Annotated in this window: 18 protein-coding genes; 9 read left to right on the top strand and 9 right to left on the bottom strand. The window is 44.4% G+C overall.

Features of this window, described 5'->3' with window-relative positions; all coding sequences use genetic code 11:
- Window positions 1-5 precede the first annotated feature (5 nt).
- The 7 genes from AC23ME_RS19975 to AC23ME_RS19945 all read left to right on the top strand — a co-directional run bounded on the left by AC23ME_RS19975 (window position 6) and on the right by AC23ME_RS19945 (window position 7,633).
- Window positions 6-2,126 (top strand): heavy metal translocating P-type ATPase, encoded by a 2,121-nt coding sequence (locus AC23ME_RS19975; RefSeq protein WP_487729505.1) that lies wholly within the window; start codon window positions 6-8, stop codon window positions 2,124-2,126.
- Window positions 2,127-2,132: 6 nt separating this feature from the next.
- On the top strand, window positions 2,133-2,798 hold the full coding sequence (locus AC23ME_RS19970) for a DUF3347 domain-containing protein (protein WP_084018988.1): 666 nt from the start codon (window positions 2,133-2,135) through the stop codon (window positions 2,796-2,798).
- 11 nt (window positions 2,799-2,809) lie between these two features.
- Complete coding sequence (locus AC23ME_RS19965) at window positions 2,810-3,334, top strand: DUF305 domain-containing protein (RefSeq protein ID WP_487729504.1); 525 nt, start codon at window positions 2,810-2,812, stop codon at window positions 3,332-3,334.
- A 24-nt stretch (window positions 3,335-3,358) separates the two neighbouring features.
- Window positions 3,359-3,775, top strand: coding sequence for a hypothetical protein (locus AC23ME_RS19960; RefSeq protein ID WP_078797523.1), 417 nt, complete (start codon window positions 3,359-3,361; stop codon window positions 3,773-3,775).
- A 32-nt stretch (window positions 3,776-3,807) separates the two neighbouring features.
- Window positions 3,808-4,263, top strand: a complete 456-nt coding sequence (locus AC23ME_RS19955; RefSeq protein ID WP_072885944.1) for a heme-binding domain-containing protein — start codon at window positions 3,808-3,810, stop codon at window positions 4,261-4,263.
- Window positions 4,264-4,276: 13 nt separating this feature from the next.
- Window positions 4,277-6,550, top strand: coding sequence for a multicopper oxidase family protein (locus AC23ME_RS19950; protein WP_487729503.1), 2,274 nt, complete (start codon window positions 4,277-4,279; stop codon window positions 6,548-6,550).
- Window positions 6,551-6,811: 261 nt separating this feature from the next.
- Window positions 6,812-7,633, top strand: a complete 822-nt coding sequence (locus AC23ME_RS19945) for an RteC domain-containing protein (RefSeq protein WP_091098934.1) — start codon at window positions 6,812-6,814, stop codon at window positions 7,631-7,633.
- 6 nt (window positions 7,634-7,639) lie between these two features.
- On the opposite strand, the gene AC23ME_RS19940 is transcribed toward AC23ME_RS19945, so the two are convergent.
- From AC23ME_RS19940 to AC23ME_RS19910, 7 genes are all read right to left on the bottom strand, one after another.
- The gene (locus AC23ME_RS19940; protein ID WP_487729502.1) at window positions 7,640-8,482 is read right to left on the bottom strand and encodes a hypothetical protein; all 843 of its coding nucleotides are present in this window, start codon (window positions 8,480-8,482) and stop codon (window positions 7,640-7,642) included.
- 49 nt (window positions 8,483-8,531) lie between these two features.
- Window positions 8,532-8,783, bottom strand: a complete 252-nt coding sequence (locus AC23ME_RS19935; protein ID WP_487729501.1) for a DUF72 domain-containing protein — start codon at window positions 8,781-8,783, stop codon at window positions 8,532-8,534.
- Between the two features lie 9 nt (window positions 8,784-8,792).
- On the bottom strand, window positions 8,793-9,026 hold the full coding sequence (locus AC23ME_RS19930; RefSeq protein WP_487729500.1) for a hypothetical protein: 234 nt from the start codon (window positions 9,024-9,026) through the stop codon (window positions 8,793-8,795).
- A gap of 76 nt (window positions 9,027-9,102) precedes the next feature.
- A complete protein-coding gene (locus tag AC23ME_RS19925; protein WP_487729499.1) occupies window positions 9,103-9,918 on the bottom strand; it encodes an SOS response-associated peptidase in 816 nt (271 codons plus the stop codon).
- 63 nt (window positions 9,919-9,981) lie between these two features.
- Window positions 9,982-10,560: a hypothetical protein gene (locus AC23ME_RS19920; RefSeq protein WP_487729498.1), complete on the bottom strand. Its 579-nt coding sequence runs from the start codon at window positions 10,558-10,560 to the stop codon at window positions 9,982-9,984.
- A 31-nt stretch (window positions 10,561-10,591) separates the two neighbouring features.
- Window positions 10,592-11,788, bottom strand: a complete 1,197-nt coding sequence (locus AC23ME_RS19915; RefSeq protein WP_487729497.1) for a Y-family DNA polymerase — start codon at window positions 11,786-11,788, stop codon at window positions 10,592-10,594.
- 34 nt (window positions 11,789-11,822) lie between these two features.
- Window positions 11,823-12,293, bottom strand: a complete 471-nt coding sequence (locus tag AC23ME_RS19910; RefSeq protein WP_487729496.1) for a LexA family protein — start codon at window positions 12,291-12,293, stop codon at window positions 11,823-11,825.
- A 366-nt stretch (window positions 12,294-12,659) separates the two neighbouring features.
- On the opposite strand from AC23ME_RS19910, the gene AC23ME_RS19905 reads away from it, so the two are divergent.
- Together AC23ME_RS19905 and egtB are read left to right on the top strand one after the other, a co-directional pair.
- Entirely contained in the window at window positions 12,660-13,649 is a 990-nt protein-coding gene (locus AC23ME_RS19905) for an L-histidine N(alpha)-methyltransferase (protein WP_487729495.1), read from the top strand.
- The gene (gene egtB / locus AC23ME_RS19900; protein ID WP_487729494.1) at window positions 13,634-14,821 is read left to right on the top strand and encodes an ergothioneine biosynthesis protein EgtB; all 1,188 of its coding nucleotides are present in this window, start codon (window positions 13,634-13,636) and stop codon (window positions 14,819-14,821) included. Before AC23ME_RS19905 ends, egtB begins: the two co-directional genes overlap by 16 nt.
- 811 nt (window positions 14,822-15,632) lie before the next feature.
- Here egtB and AC23ME_RS19895 read toward each other — a convergent pair.
- Both AC23ME_RS19895 and AC23ME_RS19890 read right to left on the bottom strand, forming a co-directional pair.
- On the bottom strand, window positions 15,633-16,007 hold the full coding sequence (locus tag AC23ME_RS19895) for a nuclear transport factor 2 family protein (RefSeq protein ID WP_487729493.1): 375 nt from the start codon (window positions 16,005-16,007) through the stop codon (window positions 15,633-15,635).
- Between the two features lie 83 nt (window positions 16,008-16,090).
- Window positions 16,091-16,450: a T9SS type A sorting domain-containing protein gene (locus AC23ME_RS19890; RefSeq protein ID WP_487729492.1), complete on the bottom strand. Its 360-nt coding sequence runs from the start codon at window positions 16,448-16,450 to the stop codon at window positions 16,091-16,093.
- Window positions 16,451-16,502: the final 52 nt, after the last annotated feature.

The following is a 16,502-nucleotide window of genomic DNA, read 5'->3' as shown; positions in this document are numbered from 1 at the left end:
TTGTTATGAAAAAATATACTTGTCCTATGCACCCACAGGTGCTAAAAGACGAACCGGGCAAATGCCCGCTCTGTGGCATGGCATTGGTTCCCGTTGGCGGTGCGTCAGTTTCTCATGAACACACATCAGAACATGGGCATTCCGGGCATTCTCAACATGGCCATGCTGATGAAACCTTTAATAAACATGAGGGACATCATACAGGCGATTTCCTCACACGTTTTTGGATAAGCCTTGTCATTACAATCCCTATCCTGCTCCTGTCTCACATGATACAGCAATGGTTGGGTTTCTCCCTTGCTTTCAATGGCGATAAATATGTGCTGCTGGCATTGGGTACGGTGATTTATAGCTATGGAGGCTTGCCATTCCTAAAAGGAATGATTGGCGAGATAAAAGCCAAAGCCATAGGCATGATGACCCTTGTCGCCATTGCCATATCCGTAGCCTATGTTTATTCCGTAGCCGTTGTATTTGGCTTGCAGGGTATGGACTTCTTTTGGGAACTGGCAACCCTTATTGACATCATGCTGTTAGGGCATTGGCTGGAAATGCGTTCCCAAATGGCTGCTTCACGGGCATTGCAGTCATTGGTGGCTTTGCTGCCCAACGATGTTACCGTGGAACGTGGCGGAGAAGCCGTAAAGATAAAGCTCGAAGACCTGCAAAGCGGTGAAACGGCTATCATAAAACCGGGTGAAAAAATTCCTGCCGATGGATTGGTTCTGGATGGGCTTTCATATATCAACGAGAGTATGCTTACCGGAGAAAGTGTTCCCGTAAAAAAGGAAAAGGACGGAAAGGTCATCGCAGGCTCTATCAATGGCGATAGTGCGCTGAAAGTTAAGGTAACAGCCGTTGGAAAAGACAGCTACCTGAACAGGGTTATCAATCTTGTGCAGGAGGCACAAGCTACTAAGTCCAATACGCAAAACCTTGCGGACAAAGTTGCCAAATGGCTCACCTTTATTGCCATTGCCGTGGGCATAGGCACATTTGCCTATTGGTATGCAAGCAGTGGAGATATTGCCTTTGCGCTTGAAAGAATGGTGACGGTAATGGTAACGGCCTGCCCGCACGCATTGGGCGTGGCTATCCCGTTGGTGGTCGCCATTTCCACAACGCTATCGGCGACCAATGGTCTGCTCATCCGCAACCGCACAGCATTTGAAACCACCCGTAAGCTATCTACCATCATTTTTGACAAAACCGGAACGCTCACCAAAGGTTCCCATGCCGTGGAAAAGGTTATTCCCTTTACGGACGAATACAATGCCGATGCAGTTATCCAGTATGCTGCCGCAGTACAGCAAAATTCGGAACACCATATCGCAAAAGGCATTATGGCTACATTGAAAGAAAAGAGGCTTGCGTTATGGAAGTCTGAAAACTTTAGCTATATGCAGGGTATAGGTGTAAAAGGTGTTGTAAACGGAAAGAGTGTTGTAGCTGGTGGCCCGAATTACTTCACCGAAAACCACCTTTCTTTGCCGGAAATTCCAACCGAAATTAATCAGGAAGCCGAAACAGTAAACTTTGTTCTCATTGATGACCGGGTAATCGGCCTCATTACTTTGGCAGACAGCATCCGTGAGGGGTCGGCACAGGCGATTGAGGAACTCAAAAAAATGGGCATCAAGTCCTTTCTGCTCACGGGGGATAACGACAGGATTGCTGCTGCCGTAGCCGGAAAATTGGGTATGGACGGGTATTTGGCCAATGTGCTTCCGCATAACAAGCAGGAGAAAGTAAAGGAGTTTCAGGCAAAAGGCGAAATCGTAGCAATGACTGGTGATGGTGTAAATGATGCACCTGCACTGGCACAGGCAGATGTTGGAATTGCCGTGGGTTCCGGTACGGACGTGGCTGCCGAAACAGCGGATATCATATTGGTAGACAGCGACCCGAGGGATGTGGTCAAACTGATTGACTTCGGCAAACTTACCTACAAAAAGATGGTACAGAACCTGATATGGGCGGTTGGCTACAACGTGGTGGCAATACCGCTTGCGGCAGGCGTACTCTATCCGAATTTTGTTTTAAGTCCCGCTATGGGTGCTGTGCTGATGAGTGTAAGCACCATTGTAGTGGCTATTAACGCAAGTTTTTTAAAAATCAAAAAATAAATAAAAATGAAAAATCTAACATTATCAATCATTGCTGTTATCATGGCATTTGTAACAGTATCATGCAATCAGGCATCCAACAAAAACGAGCAGTCTTCAAGTGATACTGCTGTGGTATCACAAGAACAGCCAGCTTCCCAACCAAAAGAGGATGATACGGTAGCTGCGCCCGCTGTGAGTGAAACACCGAGCGGTCAGGAAGCAATAGCAACAGGAAAAGAAGAAACAAAAAACTTTTCTATTGCGCCCATAGTTACCGATTATCTGTCCTTAAAGAACGCCCTTGTTTCGGACGATGACAAAGCTGCCGCCAGTTCAGGGAAAAAGCTGTTAGCTACCCTGAATAAAGTGGACATGAAAGCCGTTCCTGCTGATAAGCACAAAAAGTACATGGACATAGCGGACGATGCTAAAGAACACGCAGAACATATCGGGGAAAATGTCGGCAACATCCACCACCAGCGGGAACATTTGGCCTCGCTTGGCGAAGATTTGAAAGACCTGATTGATTTGTTCGGTACATCGCAAACATTGTATCAGGACCATTGCCCGATGTTCAATGACGGTAAGGGTGCTGTTTGGTTCAGCGAAAACAAGGAAATCAAAAACCCTTACTACGGTTCTAAAATGCTGACCTGCGGTAAGGTGGAAAAAACAATTAACAGCAAATAAAATTCAGGGTTATGGAAAATATGCAAAACAGTCACCATGCGGGTCATTCCTCGGAGCATGGCACGCACAATACAAAACATGCTTCGGGCATGTACAAACGCTTTGCGGTGATGGCTGTCGCCATGTTCGCAGTGATGTATTTTATCATGTACGCCATGATTGACGAGTGGCAGAACCTGATACCCAATATCAATAACCTGTACATGACCCTGCTGATGACCTCGGCAATGCTGCTTATCGAATTAGCGATAATGAAAGTGATGTACCCCAACAGGAAGATGAATTGGGCGATAGCCATCATCTCGGTTGCCGTTGGCATCTTTTCATGGTTTGGTATCAGGGAACAAATCAATGTCGGGGACAAGCAGTTTGCAAAGGGTATGATACCCCATCACGCAGCAGCCATATTGATGTCCGAAAAGGCACACCTGACCGACCCGGAACTGATAGAGCTGCAAAAAAACATACTTAAAACCCAAGCGGAAGAAATTGAACTGATGAAGCGCAAGCTAAAAGAGTTTGAAGAAAGTAAATAATAAAATTTAAAAAACAGTTTCGACATGAGCAAAATAATAATAGGCTTTATTTCCTTATCAGCCCTGCTATTCACCGCTTGCGGACAGGTAGGGTCAAATAAGGATGAAGCGACACAGCATTCGCAGGCAACTCCGGAAAGCCACGGGCATAGTAACCAAATAGGTGAATTGGTTCCATCGGATGAAGTCTGCATGGTCAACGATGCCTATATGGGCAAAAGGCAGTTTGACGTAAAATTTGATGGTAAAACCTATTACGGATGTTGCGAAATGTGTAAGGAACGTATTCCAAAAGATGCGACCGTGCGGATGGCGATAGACCCCTATTCCCATAAGCAGGTAGACAAAGCTAATGCGGTGATTGCTGTGACAGGAAATAACGGTGAAGTTTCTTATTTTGAAAACAAGGAGAATTATGCCAAGTATGTGAAAAAACAGTAGACACAAAAAGATGAAGCCACAATAAAATAATTATGACCATAAAGAAGAAAATCATATTGGGGCTGGCTGTCGTCCTGATTGCCATACAGTTCTTTCAGCCCTTACGGAACCAGGCGGTTGAAGTGCCAGCCACCCATATCGAAAGGGTGTACACCGTACCCCAAAATGTAAAGGCTATCCTTGTTCAGTCCTGTTATGACTGCCATAGCAACAATACCCATTATCCGTGGTACAGCCGTATCCAGCCCGGCGCATGGTACATGGCAGAGCATATAAAAAAGGGGAAAGAGGAACTCAACTTTAGCGAATTTGGCGACTATTCTGTCCGCAGGCAGCGAAACAAGTTCAGGGCTATGGCCGGGCAGGTTAAGGACGGGGAAATGCCGTTGTCATCATACACACTAATTCATCGCAATGCAGTATTGTCACCGGAGGATAAGCAGGTTTTGATAGCGTGGTTTAGCACAATGGAAGACAGCATTAAATAAAATTTTTCAAATCATGAACGGATATAATAAAATACCTATAAGAATTTTGCAAACAGTGCTGATACTGCTTTGCACGCAAACGCTGTTTGCACAGAGAGTGGTGCATTACGAGCTGTATGTAAAAGATACGCTTGTCAACTATGCAGGTAAGCAAAAAAGGGCAATTGCCGTAAACGGGCAAATCCCCATGCCCACCCTTACCTTTACCGAGGGCGACACTGCCGAAATAGTGGTGCACAACCAATTGAAAGAAAGCACATCACTTCACTGGCATGGTGTGTTCCTGCCCAATAAAGAAGACGGTGTGCCCTGGCTTACACAAAAACCCATCGCACCGGGCACAACCTACACCTACCGTTTTCCGATTATCCAGCATGGTACGCACTGGTACCATTCCCACTCAGGATTGCAGGAGCAGATTGGCATGTACGGAAGTTTTATCATGAAGAAAAGAAGCGATGATAAGACATTCAGAAAAGGAATTGACGATTTGCCGACCGTTCCAATTATATTAAGTGAGTGGACAAATCTTAACCCCGATAATATCAACCGTATGCTACACAATGCAAATGATTGGGCGGCCATTAAGAAAGGCGCAACACAATCATATGTTGAAGCTATTAAGGAGGGAAAATTAGGGGTAAAGGTAAAAAACGAGTGGAAGCGGATGCTGGCGATGGATGTCAGTGACGTTTACTATGATAAAATCCTAATAAATGGTAGCCATAGCACCGATTTGAAAACAATTGATGGTAAAAAGCTAAAAGCAGGCGACAAAGTCAGATTGCGTGTTTCCAATGGAGGGGCGTCTTCATATTTCTGGCTACGGTATGCTGGAGGAAAAATTACAGTAGTAGCGAATGATGGGAATGATGTTGAGCCTGTAGAGGTGGACAGGTTAATCATTGCCGTTTCTGAAACTTACGATATTGTAGTGACTATCCCTCAAGATGGTTTGGCTTACGAGTTCTTAGCAACAACCGAAGACAGGACACAATCTGCGAGTTACTTTATAGGTGATGGGGTCAAACAGCTTATTTCTCCACTCCCACGATTGAAGTATTTCGAGGGGATGAAGATGATGAACGATATGATGAAGATGAATGGCGATTTGGACGATATGGGCATGAAGATGAGCCTTAACCAAATGGACATGAATGTAGTGATGTATCCCGAAATTACCGGAGATGCAACAAAAAAAGCAGACCACAGTAAGCATGAGGGTATGGATATGGATAACGACGCTAACCGTTACAACGCTAATGCCTTGGGAGACATCAAAACATTAAATTATGCTATGTTGCAATCACCTTATAACACCTCTCTTCCAAATGATGCGCCTGTAAAAGAGTTGAAATTCACACTTACTGGCAACATGAACCGCTATGTATGGAGCATGGATAATAAAATACTTTCGGAAACTGACAAAATACCTGTAAAAAAAGGAGAAATTCTACGGATTACCATTTATAATAATTCAATGATGCGGCATCCAATGCATCTTCACGGATTTGATTTCAGGGTGATAAACGGAAAAGGCGAAAAATCGCCGCTTAAAAATGTGTTGGATATCATGCCTATGGAAACAGATACCATTGAGTTTTTAGCAAATGAGGAAGGTGATTGGTTCTTTCATTGCCATATATTATATCACATGATGGCGGGAATGAACAGGGTCTTTGAAGTTGGAGACTACAATAACCCCTATCTACCCGACAAGGCAAAAGCCTATAAAGAATTGCAAAGAGAAAGTAATATGCCTCATTTTATGGCACAAAACGATTTTGCAACCAATGGTAATGATGGAGAAGCTATGCTAATGAATGCACGCTACCAATTAGGAACAGAATGGCGTTTAGGCTATAATAGTATGCACGGTTATGAAGTAGAAACCCATTTAGGTAGATACATTGGAAAGATGCAATGGTTCATGCCCTTTGTAGGTTTTGATTACCGCTACCGTAAAATGGGAGAAGATGAACACGAAAAGAACATATTTGGACAAACCAACAAGAAAGACACCCGCAGGGCGTTCAGTTTAGGGTTTATGTATACGTTACCTATGCTGGTCAATTTTCAGGCAGAAGTATATCATGATGGAATTGTGAGATTGCAGTTAATGCGTGAAGATATACCAATTTCAAAAAGACTAAGAGGTGGTTTTATGGTGAATACCGACTTAGAGTATATGGGAGAACTTAGGTATATCATTAATAAGAATATAGGTATACGTACCCACTATGATAGCGATATGGGCTTTGGTGTGGGGCTGGCATTGACTTATTAAAATTAAATAACTAAGGGTTGTAAACTGCATAACCGTAAAAAAATATCGGTAAAAAAAAGGAGGTGATGCAGGTGTAATTCGCAAAGACTAACCTGCATCATACTACAACCCTTTAAAGTATGCAACAAAAATCTATCTATCGTTCCATCATCAATACGGTAGAGGTTGAATTTTTTTAAGCAGTAATTGCATCATAAGCTAATACGAACAGTGTTAGCTTTTCTGTATTAACCAATAATATATTACATCAAAATGAAGCGAATGGATAAATTTTACAATGAAACATATCTTAAATTGGAAACTGCAATCCAGGAACTGGAGATTGAAACCGACTGCCCCATAAAAAGAATTGAAGCCGTTATACACCATATCATACAAAGCCTTGCCGACTTAAAGGACTTTGTACTGAAAAATGACTTTAAGAATATGGAAGAAGAAATCCATTTTTTCAAGTATCAGAAACCTGTTATTGTTTCAAAGCTCATCTACTACAATGCCATCTATAAAATCGAAACAAGAAGACCCTACGGGAACAAGCGTACCAAGAAATATTTTACCAAAGAACTGAAAAAGCTAAAAAGGTTCTTTGAAAACAACCTTGATTTTTACAAGTATTACCGCAGCAATAATTCTTTCGTTGACGAAAAATTCTTTGTGCGTGGCAAGCACGATATAAGGCTGTGGTTAGACACATTTTATTTTGAAGCAGACCATCGTTTTTCTACTTCACACGATTATAAGGTTGCCAAGATTATTGCCAATGACCTGATACAAGTTTATTTGGAAGACAGGCTCAATAACATCAATGTGAAAAGGGGTTCGGACAATTCATTGAAATGGACGGCAAGTAAAACGGCACTGACGGAACTCATATATGCACTGTACTCCCACGGTGTATTTAACAATGGGAATACAGACATAAAATTGATAGCTAAAACTTTTGAAGAAGCCTTTAATATTGAGTTAGGCGATTTTTACCACACGTTTATGGAACTGAAAGCCCGTAAGATAAACCGAACCAAATTCCTTGACAGCCTCTGTGAAGCCCTAATAAAAAAAATGGACGAAAAGGACGAAAAGTAACGACTATTATAATACGCCACGAGGTGAATGAACGCCTTTTGTCCGTATAATGCTTTCCTGCACCTTTGGGGCTTCATTCTGCTTTTCTGCCTGCTCCGAAGCATCTTGTTTGGTTTCCGGCGTAATAGATAGCTGTATCTTTCTTTCTACGGCAGCCAGTTCCGTTTTAAGCTCACTCAATCGACTTTCCTTAGCCCAAGTACCGTTAACCACTTCCTGAAGTATCGGCAGGTCTTTTTGTATTTCAGCGATTTTCTCCTGCTCCTGCTTCACAAAGCCCGGCAGTTTTTCCAAAGCCCTTAAAAAATTCATTGCGGCGGTTTCGGGGTCTTTTGCCATCAGACCGTTATTGTAGGTGTACTCGATATTGCCCTCGCCAGTTATAAAAAATCTATTGACCCTTTCGAGTGTTGAATTATCCTTTGGAAGTTCTGTTTTAACCAATAATTGAAACCCGTAGAGGTTGCCTATTTCACGATAGTCGCCTGCCGTGCGGGCTTTGTTCGCAATCTCGTTCAGTTTTGCGCCTATTTGTTTCGGATTTGCATTGGGCGGCAAGCAATCTAACAGCACAGGGTTTTCGATTGTACCGTCCGAACGCTTTTGCAGGCGTTGCTGTAAGTTTTCCCAGTCGGTACTCATCCGGCTCAAACGGGATTGAGTGCTTTGCAACATTTCCATATAATCCTGTACCTTAAATTTGGCACTGGATTTAGAGCGGTTGAACGCCTGCTTTTCGCTTTCCAGTCCGGCAATCTGTTTTTCCAGTTTGGCTTTATCCAACAGGTCTGTATTTCCTGACAGGATTGCCACATATTCCGAAAAGTTCATTCCTGATTTTTCATCCATACTTCCCTCGTCAATCGTTCTTTTGGTCAGGTTGTTGTTCCCGATCTGGTCAGGTATAAAATGTCGCTCCCAGCTCAATGGTATCAAAACGTTTGGCATATTCCAGCAAAAAATCAACATCCCTCGTTTTTTCTGGATAGAGCGGCCCTACCCACTCCCTTCTGCCCCATTTGGCGCAGCCCACATAGAACTTTGTTCCAGCATTATCAATAGAGGAAAGTACCTTCTCGGTGAGTGTGCCATCAGGTGGCAGGCGATGATCGATCAATAAAATATCCTGTTCAGGTCTTCCAAATTCCATATCTCTATTTTAAGAGTCATAGCCTTCGATGGCCATGCCAATATTTCGGAGCGTATCTGCGGCAATCAGATCCGCCGTATGCCATTCCAGTCCCATGATCGAAAAGTTTGTCCATATCCGGCCAAGCTTTCTATCACCTTGGTAAACATCATACACACTCTGTTCCAAAGGATAGTTCTGGGGCACGACCAATAGCCGTACCATCCTATCTGCAATCAGGGCATCAATTTCAAAGGGTTCCATCGCGTTCTACTTGCTAGCTGTATTTACGCCAAAGAAATGGATTTGTTTGTCAAAATCAAAATACGCAAGCAATACCTTAATCGAAAAGATTGCCCGTTGGAGGTAGGGGCCGTTTGTGCTTCTGCTGTTTCTTGCCAGTTTGAGATGCCGGCTTTTCCTGCGATTTCGGCTTGATCACCTCTTCTCCAAACAGATTTTCCTGTCTGGGCTCATCCTTAACCTCTTCCAACAGATCCATTCCCTTATTTGGCTTGGCCTTTGTCGATACCGCAAGCGCCTTCTTGCTCACCCGGTACCTGTTCATCTTGTTGTCGGGATAGGGCTCGCAGAGCGACAATAGTTCATCTACCGAAAGCTTCTTGTTGAGCCATTTACGTTCGTCGATCTTGTGCAGGATCACCGGCATCCGTCCTTTCTCATGGATCTCCCCCACCGTCTTGTTGGCCTTACAGGTAAAGATCGCATAGGTGCGGTAAGGCTCACCATTTTCATCGATCCATTCCGACCACAGTCCAGCAAAGGCAAAAATTTTCCTTTCCGTTACAAAGCGCCATGGCCTTTTATCCTCTCCCAATTTCTCCGTTTCATAGAAACCGTCCGCTAATACCAGACAGGTCTTCCGCTGACGCAGTAAAGGCTCAAAAGTCGGCTTGTCCAACACCTCCTCGCTACGGATATTGAAGGAAGAAAAGTCCACTTTTTTGCTATCCGAATCAGGCGGCACGATCCCAAAGTGCATCCGCTGTACGATATCCGGTTCATCGGAGGTCACGATAAAACCCACATCAGTAATGGCAATATTGGGGTCGGGCTGGTATTCCCCGCGAAGGCTATAGCCCTGCTGCTTGATCAGTTCCTTTTCTTCTGCGGTAAGGGTATAGCGTGCACACATGTTGGAGGATTGAGCTACTAATCTACAAATAAATATCCTTACAGTAATGTGGTTTCAAATCAACTAGCGCACCGGGACCAATACACTCCTGCGCTGCAAAGAAGCTGCAATCTGTTCCACGATCTTTTTTACATAGGGCCTGATCAACTTGGTCGTTCCCTTCCATTTTTCTGGCCGTGACCAGTCTGGAAAGATGAAGATCCCATAACTCTCTTCCTCTTTACTTGCGGGCATGTACATGTCACCCAAATACTCGAAATCTTCATTGAAGATGCTGTACTCGCCAGTGGCCCCCATCACATCCGCCACAAACAATCTCTCCCTCCTGCCCTTGAACTGCAGTTCGATCCGATGCCCAAAATCTGGGTCGTTGTACCAGATGTTGTTCACCAGCTTTCTGCCGCAGTTGATATTGAAGCCGTAGGCCGTCCCCGGATCGCCGTGGACCGCCAAAAACTTCTTGATCAAAACATCCATTTCCTTGATCACCAAGTTCAGTTTTTCGGTGCCGGCGGCAAAATCTACCATGAAATAGGTGCCGTCCGAAGACTCGGTAATCGAACTGATCTCGGCAAACCTGTTCTTCAGATAGGTCGACAATTGTCCCATCTCCAATCCGATAATATCGATATGTGCTCCCATAATTCTATAACGTACATTAAATCAATTTGTTCTATATTGCCTTAACCACGATGACATCTTCGAGCCTCGTCGTAAATTTCCGCGACAGGTACTCCTGTTTCATGAACCATTTCTTTTCATAGCCCATGACCGCATAACGGATGGTATCCTTTCCATACACCGCATTCATCCCGTCGATCGCCCGCAGTGCCCTTTGCATCTTTTCATTTTTGACCATATCGACCCTATCAAACAGCGAGGACTGCACCTGCCCTGCAGGCTTCAGATCCTTCAGTTCGATCCCCACCTTTTGGTAACGGTAACCTTTGACAAAGATCATTCGCAGTGCCCTAACTGCCTGCTTGATCAAAACAGCCGTATCATTCGTCGCCACCTCAAGTTTGATTTCCTGGCCAGCCGAATAGCGATCGGTAACCACGGCAAACCTCGAAGTATGGGCATACACAAAAATCTTGGCGCAGACCGATCCCTGCGCACGCAGCTTCAACGCCGCATTGGCCACATAATTGGCCAAAGCCTCTTCCATCGGCGGCAGTTCCCTTTCAAATCCACGAAACGATCTGGCCGTGGCAATCGCCTGTTTGTCCGGCCTATCATATTCCATGGGAATACATCTTTCCCCCTTCAGCTCCCTATACGTTCTTCGCCCTTGTATCGTCATCAGTTTGAGTACATAATCTTCGGGCAACTGTATAAAATCCCAGGCCGTATATACGCCTTCCTGTATCAGCTTGATGGCATAACGTGGGCCAATGCCCCAGACATCATCAATCTCCGTTGCTTTCAGGCCCGCCTCGATCTTCTCCGGCGTATCCATCATAAATACACCCGTCTCCGTTTTCTTCGACAGCTTATTGGCGATCTTGGCCAAGGTCCTATTTGGGGCGATACCAATACCCACCGGAACACCTACCCACTTCAATATTCTTTCCCGAAGCTCTATTCCCTTTCCCTCCAAGTTTTCATACTTATGTCCCGACAGGTCACAGAAACATTCGTCTATCGAATAGATTTCCTGATCGGGAAAACTGCGCTTGATGATCTTCGTGATCCTGCGCATCATATCCTGATAAAGTGTATAGTTCGACGAACGCCACCATAACTTCCCCTGGTTCAACAGTTCCCGCAGCTCAAAGAAAGGCGTGCCCCGTCTGATCCCCATCAGCTTCGCCTCATTGGACAGCGCAATGGCACAACCATCCCCATTGCTCATCACACAACCGGGCATATATTTCAGGTAAGGTTGGAAAGCCCGTTCCACACTAACGTAAAAGTTGTTCGAATCGATTAAGACGACCACTGTTCCTCCTCCGCTGGTTATATATCGTATGCGGGACAACGCCCCAAATGTTGAACACCGTCCCCTCGGTCAGTTCAATCGGCTTGTACAATTTATTGTCAGGCATCAGGAAAACCCTGGCTCCCTTTTTGTAATAGCTGCGAAGGATAAACTCTCCATTATATTCCCCAACCACGACATCGCCATTCTGCTGCACCAATGAACGGTCCACCACCAATAAATCATCGGGAAGGATTCCCGAACCGATCATGCAGTCCCCTTCCACCCTCGCAAAAAAAGTCGCCTCTGGATATTTGGAGACGTAGTCGTTCAGGTCAATGCTGGCCTCCTCGTAATCTGCGGCGGGACTTTCAAAGCCCGCATGTATCCGCTCTGTAAATAAGGGAATCAGCTTTTCCGCATTCCCTTTTTGGTAAAGTGTTAGCTCCTTCATATGCCATCAATTAAATCAACACCACAAATTTATGCTAATATTTTTAGTATTTTATTAACAATTCGTCAACATTAATTGTTCGACTATTTCGAAATCAGCGAGAAAACACAGTTAGAAATCCAAATAATAGCGTTCGTACAGTTTGGAATAAATGTTTTGGCTTTTAAAAAGCCTAAATTATTCAGCAATTTTAGGTAATGACGGAAATATAAAAATTCTTGTAAATCCTTAGGAAGCAACTGGCTGTTAGCCGTTTCTGCAACTTACCACTTCTCATGAATCCGCACAACTAATATATCGGACGGATCTTTCATCTGAAAACAAAAGCTGGTCATTATTGTTGCCTAGTTATATCCAAGATCACACATGAACAAAGCATCTATTCTGACCGAACCTGCTCCACCAGCCCATCCAAATGAGGAACAGTTTTGCAGGGACGTCATCGAAGGACTTGACAGTTCTCCAAAAACAATGCATTCAAAATATTTTTACGATGAAAAGGGAGATCAGCTCTTCCAACAGATTATGGATTTGCCCGAATACTACCTTACTAGGGCAGAACTGGATATTTTCCGTAACCAGACTGTAGAACTTGCCTTTGCAATACAAACAGACAAGGCTCCCTTCGACCTCATCGAACTTGGTGCAGGCGACGCTTCCAAATCGAAATTCCTGCTCGGCCACCTGATTGAACAGGGTGTGGATTTCACCTATTGTCCAATTGACATTTCGGGACATATTCTACGGGAACTCAAAGACAGTCTCTCCAAAGATATGCCCACCTTGGACATACGCATCCTGGAAGGAGAATATTTTGATATGTTGCAAAAGGCCACGGCCTACTCCGACCGTCGGAAAGTAGTCCTATTTCTCGGAGGCAATATCGGCAACATGGAACTCGACCAGGCCTACTCATTTTGTAGGGAATTGCGCAGCCGATTGAACTTAGGCGATACGGTGTTGATGGGGTTCGATCTAAAGAAGAACCCACATCAGATCCTGGCGGCATACAATGACAGCCAGGGAATCACAGCGAGCTTTAACCTCAACCTTTTGGAAAGGATCAACCGAGAACTGGATGCGAACCTTGAAATCAAGAACTTCAGCCACTACCAGAATTACGATCCCCTCACTGGCGCCTGCAGGAGCTATCTGGTCAGTCTCGTGAACCAGGAGGCGCTCGTCTGTGGCCAAAGATTCTATTTTTCCAAGCATGAGTTGATCCATATGGAAGTTTCACAAAAGTTCTCCGAAGAGCAGATTGAAGACCTGGCGCAGCGCTCGGGCTTTAGCCACCAACAATACCATTACGATAAGAACAACTGGTTTACCGATGCCATATGGATAGCAGAATAAACACCCAACCTGAAGAAACAATTGAAGTGCTCAAAAGAAAATACGAGCTAGTGCGCAATCATACTGTAGACATCTGCAAGCCCTTGGCGATTGAAGATTATGTCGTACAGCCCACTGCGGATGTCAGCCCACCCAAATGGCACCTGGGACATTCAACCTGGTTTTTCGAAACATTCATCCTGCAACCCTATTCAGCGGGTTATGAGCTTTTTGATCCACTTTACAACTTTGTGTTCAACAGCTACTATGAGTCGATCGGCACGCGGGTCATACGCACTGATCGCGGCAACCTTAGCCGGCCATCAGTGGCGGATATCTATCGATATCGGAACTATGTAGACCGGCACATGATACTGCTGTTAGGTAGTGGGACACTATCCCAAGAAATAGTTCCACTTTTGGAACTGGGACTAAATCACGAGCAGCAGCACCAAGAACTACTCTACACTGATATCAAATATATACTAGGCCATAATCCCCTTTTCCCGGCCTATAACGAAAAAGGACTTATTGAACAGCATAGCACTACGACTGAGATGTTGCAGTTTCCAGAAGGTGTCTACGAAATTGGATTTAAGGGAGACAGCTTTTGCTTCGACAATGAGCTTGGAAGACATAAAGTTTTCCTTAACGATTTTCAGATTTCGAGTGTACTTGTTACCAATGCAGAATATCTTGAATTCATCAAGGCCGGCGGATACCATGATTTTTCACACTGGCATGCCGAAGGATGGGATTGGGTAAGGCAGCAGCATGCCTCGGCACCCCTTTACTGGCATTCCATTGAGGGCAGATGGATGAACTATACCTTGGCAGGGCTCACGGAAATCGTTATGGAGGAACCAGTATGTCACGTCAACTTCTACGAAGCATCGGCCTATGCCGCTTGGAAGGGATTGCGCCTACCGACCGAGGCCGAGTGGGAAACCGCCGCGCCGCATATCCAATGGGGCCAAAGATGGGAATGGACAGACAGTGCCTATCTACCCTATCCAGGCTTTAGTAAAGCGGCAGGAGCTATTGGGGAATATAACGGTAAGTTCATGGTCAATCAAATGGTGTTGAGGGGAAGCTCTGTAGCGACACCAAAAGGACATGGACGCCCTACCTACCGTAACTTTTTCCATCCGAAGCACCAATGGCAGTTTAGTGGAATAAGACTGGCAAAATAGCTTGGCAGATGTGGCGGCTCACTTTCTTCAACTAAATAATGAAACCACAGGGCACATTTTTTTCAAAAGTAAGCCCAAACATATCATCTTGTGCTAAGTAAATCAATACTTGGCGGCCACCTTAGAGAGATTGAGAAAATAAATGCCGACCACTTAGAGAAATTCCCTAATAGGCGATTTTGCGCAGGACATCGATTCGTTGGATATCGAAAAAAAAAAAAAAAATAACGGAGGAGTTTTCAAAGTATGGCAATACTGATCGAGGGAAAGCACACATGCCTTAAACTGACAAAACCAACAGTCTACAGCGCAGGTAGTTGACAGCCGGTTTTGAAGATTAATACCTGAAATACATATCATTCAAATTTGCCTTTGGTCTATTGGTTGGATCATCATGATTAGGCTAATGACAGTAGAAGATAATTAAATTGTTAAAAACTCACTTGAGAGCTACTTTAATGATCAGAAAGGGTGAGAGTTACCGCGACCGCAGGTGATGGCGTAATCGCCAGCAAATTATTGTCATCTGGGATAATGTGAGATGTCATACTTACTGACCTCAATATGCCAAGGATGGATGGCTACAGCTCACGGATTTCGTGGCCAACAACCACCCCGCTATCCCGATAGTAATTGCCACAATGAACGATGAGCCGGGCATCAGAGAACTGGCCAAATTTTTCGGTGCTAAAGCGATCCTTTCTAAATGTAGGCCCCTCCCTGAACTTTTAGAAACCGTCAGAAGATTAGCCGCTGCCGAGACCCTTGTCTAATTTAAAGCCTTGCTAGATCCATCTACCAACCCCGAAGATCAAATAGCGCTTCCGCTTCCACCCACCACCTTGATCTCCCCGTCAAACCTCTTCCAAAACCTAATGTAGCGATAGCTGGCCGCAAAAGGTTCATCTTTAAATTTTCCTTTCAGTAATATCGTCAATGTCACCACGGCCATGTCATCAATAATGTTCAGCTTTTCCATTTCCGGGCGCAGTTCCTGTACTTTTAAGACGCCACTTCGGTAGGTATCCAGATCTATCTCCTTAGTGATGGTCGTACCGCCCGGCAGCACGAACAACAGATCGTCGTGCAGCAACCGGTCGAGCTCGGTAACGTCACCAGCCTTGATCGCACTGTAAAGTCTGTTCTCCTGTTCCAGGATTTCGTCTGCTGTTAGCTTATTGTCCATTGTAATGAAGGTTACACTGAAAAATGGCACAAATACAAGAACGACACCTTCTAGGAGCGTCGTTCATATTAGATCGATTTAAATTAGTTCTTAATTACTTTCTTAATGATTTGTTCGCCTGCGCCAATTAGTTTTAGCATATAAATACCTTTAGCTAGCGTACTTAAATTTATTGTAGTAACGCCGCCATTTGCATTTAACTGAAAAGTTTTTATTATTTTCCCGTTTACATCAATCAGCTCTGCCTTATTAAAACGTTTGTCACTAATGTTTACGTTCAAATCACTTAAAACGGGGTTCGGATAAAGCACAACAGTACCAGCGGCTAATTGGAAGTTTACTGGAATAGTTCTTTCTAAACCTAATTTGCCGTCTTTATCTAGCTGTAATAGTTTGTAGTAAGAGGTACCAGCAAATGGGTTTATATCTACAGGCCGGACCATAGCGAAAAATAGATAAATAAGATTCCGCGCTGTTCTAACCGATCAAAATTCA

Source organism: Pedobacter sp. T50_32, from assembly GCF_057652195.1.
Note: the sequence above shows the minus strand (reverse complement) of the source record. Positions and strands in the feature narration are given on the sequence as shown.

Bases quoted from the DNA above. Each gene is read 5' to 3' on its own strand.
- AC23ME_RS19905 (WP_487729495.1), top strand. From the start codon at position 12,660: ATGAACAAAGCATCTATTCTGACCGAACCTGCTCCACCAGCCCATCCA.
- AC23ME_RS19940 (WP_487729502.1), bottom strand. From the start codon at position 8,482: ATGGATGAAAAATCAGGAATGAACTTTTCGGAATATGTGGCAATCCTG.
- AC23ME_RS19930 (WP_487729500.1), bottom strand. From the start codon at position 9,026: ATGGAACCCTTTGAAATTGATGCCCTGATTGCAGATAGGATGGTACGG.
- AC23ME_RS19945 (WP_091098934.1), top strand. From the start codon at position 6,812: ATGGATAAATTTTACAATGAAACATATCTTAAATTGGAAACTGCAATC.
- AC23ME_RS19960 (WP_078797523.1), top strand. From the start codon at position 3,359: ATGAGCAAAATAATAATAGGCTTTATTTCCTTATCAGCCCTGCTATTC.
- AC23ME_RS19965 (WP_487729504.1), top strand. From the start codon at position 2,810: ATGGAAAATATGCAAAACAGTCACCATGCGGGTCATTCCTCGGAGCAT.
- AC23ME_RS19935 (WP_487729501.1), bottom strand. From the start codon at position 8,783: ATGGAATTTGGAAGACCTGAACAGGATATTTTATTGATCGATCATCGC.
- AC23ME_RS19910 (WP_487729496.1), bottom strand. From the start codon at position 12,293: ATGAAGGAGCTAACACTTTACCAAAAAGGGAATGCGGAAAAGCTGATT.
- AC23ME_RS19920 (WP_487729498.1), bottom strand. From the start codon at position 10,560: ATGGGAGCACATATCGATATTATCGGATTGGAGATGGGACAATTGTCG.
- AC23ME_RS19915 (WP_487729497.1), bottom strand. From the start codon at position 11,788: ATGCCCGGTTGTGTGATGAGCAATGGGGATGGTTGTGCCATTGCGCTG.
- AC23ME_RS19975 (WP_487729505.1), top strand. From the start codon at position 6: ATGAAAAAATATACTTGTCCTATGCACCCACAGGTGCTAAAAGACGAA.
- AC23ME_RS19955 (WP_072885944.1), top strand. From the start codon at position 3,808: ATGACCATAAAGAAGAAAATCATATTGGGGCTGGCTGTCGTCCTGATT.
- AC23ME_RS19890 (WP_487729492.1), bottom strand. From the start codon at position 16,450: ATGGTCCGGCCTGTAGATATAAACCCATTTGCTGGTACCTCTTACTAC.
- egtB (WP_487729494.1), top strand. From the start codon at position 13,634: ATGGATAGCAGAATAAACACCCAACCTGAAGAAACAATTGAAGTGCTC.
- AC23ME_RS19895 (WP_487729493.1), bottom strand. From the start codon at position 16,007: ATGGACAATAAGCTAACAGCAGACGAAATCCTGGAACAGGAGAACAGA.
- AC23ME_RS19925 (WP_487729499.1), bottom strand. From the start codon at position 9,918: ATGTGTGCACGCTATACCCTTACCGCAGAAGAAAAGGAACTGATCAAG.
- AC23ME_RS19950 (WP_487729503.1), top strand. From the start codon at position 4,277: ATGAACGGATATAATAAAATACCTATAAGAATTTTGCAAACAGTGCTG.
- AC23ME_RS19970 (WP_084018988.1), top strand. From the start codon at position 2,133: ATGAAAAATCTAACATTATCAATCATTGCTGTTATCATGGCATTTGTA.